Origin of the sequence: uncultured Campylobacter sp. (assembly GCF_937890585.1) — a bacterium.
Taxonomy (GTDB): Bacteria; Campylobacterota; Campylobacteria; order Campylobacterales; family Campylobacteraceae; genus Campylobacter_A.
The window spans coordinates 1-3,565 of the sequence record NZ_CALACG010000250.1 but is presented as its reverse complement, the minus strand read 5'-3'; the positions used below and the strand labels follow the sequence as shown (position 1 = coordinate 3,565).

The window sequence follows — 3,565 nt, the reverse complement described above, 5'->3', positions numbered from 1 at the left end:
GTGATAATGTAGAAAAAATTTATGAAAATAAAATTTAAATCAATCTAAGAGGAGCTAGACCCAAAGCGAGTCTAGCAAATTTGAAGTTATTTTGAAGCGACCATTTCGTTGTATGAGCTAAATATCTCTCTGCTAAGATCTTCAAGCTTTCTAAACTCAGTGACAAAATGTTTTAAATTTTTCTCGTTATAGCCCTTGCCAGCTTCTGTCAAGATGGCTTTGATGTTTTTGTTAAACTCATCCACTAAATGGCGTGATTTTTCGTAAATTTTAGTGTGACTAAAGCTCTTTGCGCACTCATTTTCATACCACGCTACAAGATCATCTGCGTCTTTTGCTATATCGTCGCCGTAACCCTGCTCATTTACAGTGTCTGAATAAACACCCACTTTATAAACGATGATAGCTATCTTTGCGATGATGCCAAAGGTCTTGTTTTCTACGTATTTTGAAGTGTTTGCAGTCTCTTTTGCGTTTTTGTTAAAGCTTGCGAGAATTTGCTTAAAGTTTTCAACATTTACTGTGGCGATCTTTGAAATTTCATCGATCTTTTTAGAGTTTTCGTCGATATCTTTAGCCTCTTGCTGAAGTGTCTGGATATTTACGCCGATCTCGTGTGTCGCTTTTTGCGTATTTTCAGCGAGCTTTCTAACTTCATCGGCAACGACCGCAAAGCCGCGTCCATGCTCTCCTGCGCGTGCTGCCTCGATAGCTGCGTTTAGAGCTAGTAAATTTGTCTGCTCGGCTATATCTTTTATCAAATTTACAACCGAAGTGATGTCGTCGGTTCTGTTATTTAGCGTGCTGATAGCGTGGCTTGAACCGTCTATTAGCTCCTCAAGCGATCTCATATTTACGCTTAGCTCATTTATGCTTTGCGTCGTATCCTCGGCGATCCTAGCTGTATCTTTTGCAGTAAGAGCCATTTGGCTGAGATTTTTTATATTTTCATTTAGGTCGTTTCTAACATCCTCTATCCCATTGTTGCCATTGCCAAGGGTGTCGAGCTCTTTTGAGAGTATGCCTCTTACCTTGCTTTTTTGTCCGTCTTTTATGCCAGTAACGCCGCGGCTCATCGAAATGGCATTTTGCTTAAATGCCCCACGAAAACCCTCTGTGAAGATATTTCTATACTTTACTCCGTTTTGTGCAAAGCTTATAGAGGTTGAAATTTCTCTTTGCAGTGCTTCTACTTGGTCAAGCAAGTCGTTTATGCCAAGAGCTACTTCATAAAGCGGGTCGCTCTCTTTTATATTTACTATTCTAGGCTCTAATATACCGTTTCTTGCTGAGCTTATTACGTTTAAAATTTCGCTTATAGATTCTATTTTTTTACCAAACATCTTATAGCCTTTGTAGGTTATTTATAAATTCGTCGTAGCTTAGATTTTTCTCATTTAAAAAATCTGTCAGAAATTTCGTAGAAGCCTCCATGCCGTTACTCTTTTCAACCGACAAAAGTTTTTGATACATAGGCTCTATTACCTCGATCGCCTTTGGATTTGGCTTGCGTCTTACTGAGTAGTAGCCAACTGCGTTGTTGTGGTCATCAACTGAGGCTGTAATGTTTGCAAAAACCCAGTAATATCCCCCATCAAAGCTCTTATTTTTTACATAAGCAAAAATTTCCTCTTTGTTTTGTATGCGCTGCCAAAGTAGCTTAAAGATAGCTCTTGGCATATCTGGGTGCCTTATGATGTTGTGCGGTTTGCCCAAGACCTCAGACTGCTTAGCGCCAACGATCTTTAAAAATGGCTCATTGCAGTATGTGATACGTCCTTTTAGATCGGTCTTTGAGACTAAAAAAGCACTCTCTTCGACCTTATGTTCTTTATTTTCAGACATCTTCTCTCCTTTAAGATTTTATTAATTTTTAGTTTTTAACGGCTTTTGATAGATCCCACATCGGCAAAAATATACCAAGAGCTAGTAAAAGCACCATCGCTGCTATAAAAACAAGCAATATCGGCTCGATATAGTTTGAGATGTTGTCGATAATATCATTAAATTTCATCCTGTAATAATCAGTTACTTTTTGCGTCATATCCTCCAAGCTACCACTTTGCTCGCCAGCGCTTATCATCTGGATCAGCATATTTTCATATAAATTTGTATCTCTAAACGCTTCTGTGAGGCTCACACCCCTGCCAACTAGCACCTTCACGCCGCTAAGTCGCCTTTTTATATCTTTGTTTGAAACTGTTATGACGGCTGTATCTAGCGCGTCTGCGATAGGAAGGCCAGCACGAACAAGCTCGGTAAAGATAAGGTTAAACCTGCTCATATTTGAGAAAAATATGATCTTGCCAATGAGATAAACTTTCAAAAGGTGCTTATCGACCTTATCTTGAAAATCTTCACTCTCAAGGTAGTATTTTCTAAGCAAATATCCGATAAATGCAAGTGCTCCAAGGATATAAAAGCCGTAGTTTGTCATGACATACTCGATGTTTAGTAAGATTTTTGTCGGCAGTGGTAGCTCAGCGTTTAGCTGCTCGAAAATTTCTCTAAACTGCGGCACGACCATTATCATAAGTATGACAAAGGCTAGTATGATAGCACAGATGACGGTTATCGGATAGCGGATAGCTTTTTTAAATTTTTGCTGGTTGTCCCAGACCTCTTGCAGGATAGAGGCGAGCTTTGCCAGCGCGTCAGCCATATTACCAGTGCTCTCGCCAAGTCTTATCATCGCTAGCGTCACGTCGCCAAGCTCTTCTTTGAAATTTTCTATACTATTTGTGAGACTTGAGCCTTGATTTAGCTCGTCATCTATCGTTTGAAATATAAATTTTAAGCGTTTATCCTCGGTAGAATTTGCAACCTCTTTGATACTATCGTGGATAGAAATTCCGGCATTTGTCATAACGCTAAGCTGCCTTATGGTGGCAACTAAATTTGGAATTTTGACCTTTGGGTTTGAAAAGGCATTTGCGATGATATTTTGCAAATTTTCAAAGTCGTTTGCGCTAGAAGTTTGCGTCTCTTTGATCCTCACGATCATACCAGTAACGTTTGCCTTGTCTTTTATCTCACTTTTATTATTTGCCTTCAAGCTCATCTTATGGCGTTTGCCGTTTTGGATGTATTCTACTTCAAAATATTTCATATCTTAGCAACTCTATAAACTTCTTCAAGTGTTGTTACGCCGTTTGCAGCGCGTATAACGCCGTCATGAAACATATCTATAAAGCCATCTTCATAGGCCGACTTTTTGATCTCATCTTTTGAAGCGCCATTTGCAACAAGACTTGCGATGTGATCACTAATAGGCAGAATTTCGCTTATCATCTCACGTCCCAAATATCCAGTTTGTGAGCACTGCGGGCAGCCGACATTTTTATAAAACTGATAACCCTCTGGCAAAAATTTCTTAACTTCATCAAGCGCTTTTTGAGAGAGTGTGATCTTTTGTTTGCAGTGTGGACAAAGCTTTCTAACAAGCCTTTGAGCCTCGATACAAACGAGTGCACCGCTTACTAGATATGGCTCGATACCCATGTCGATCATACGAGGTAGGGCGCTTATGGCGTCGTTTGTGTGTAGGGTAGAGACTGTCTCTTAT

Annotated in this window: 3 protein-coding genes and 1 pseudogene; all 4 read right to left on the bottom strand. The window is 39.7% G+C overall.

The window, feature by feature from the left end:
• Positions 1-86 precede the first annotated feature (86 nt).
• Positions 87-1,343 (bottom strand): methyl-accepting chemotaxis protein, encoded by a 1,257-nt coding sequence (locus tag Q0296_RS07495; RefSeq protein ID WP_298038812.1) that lies wholly within the window; start codon positions 1,341-1,343, stop codon positions 87-89.
• A 1-nt stretch (position 1,344) separates the two neighbouring features.
• Positions 1,345-1,845, bottom strand: coding sequence for a PAS domain-containing protein (locus tag Q0296_RS07490; RefSeq protein WP_298038809.1), 501 nt, complete (start codon positions 1,843-1,845; stop codon positions 1,345-1,347).
• A gap of 28 nt (positions 1,846-1,873) precedes the next feature.
• Positions 1,874-3,109 (bottom strand): type II secretion system F family protein, encoded by a 1,236-nt coding sequence (locus Q0296_RS07485; protein WP_298038807.1) that lies wholly within the window; start codon positions 3,107-3,109, stop codon positions 1,874-1,876.
• Positions 3,106-3,552 (bottom strand): annotated as a pseudogene (locus Q0296_RS07480) (ATPase, T2SS/T4P/T4SS family); the annotation flags it as partial. The gene Q0296_RS07485 and the pseudogene Q0296_RS07480, both read right to left, overlap by 4 nt.
• Positions 3,553-3,565 lie beyond the last annotated feature (13 nt).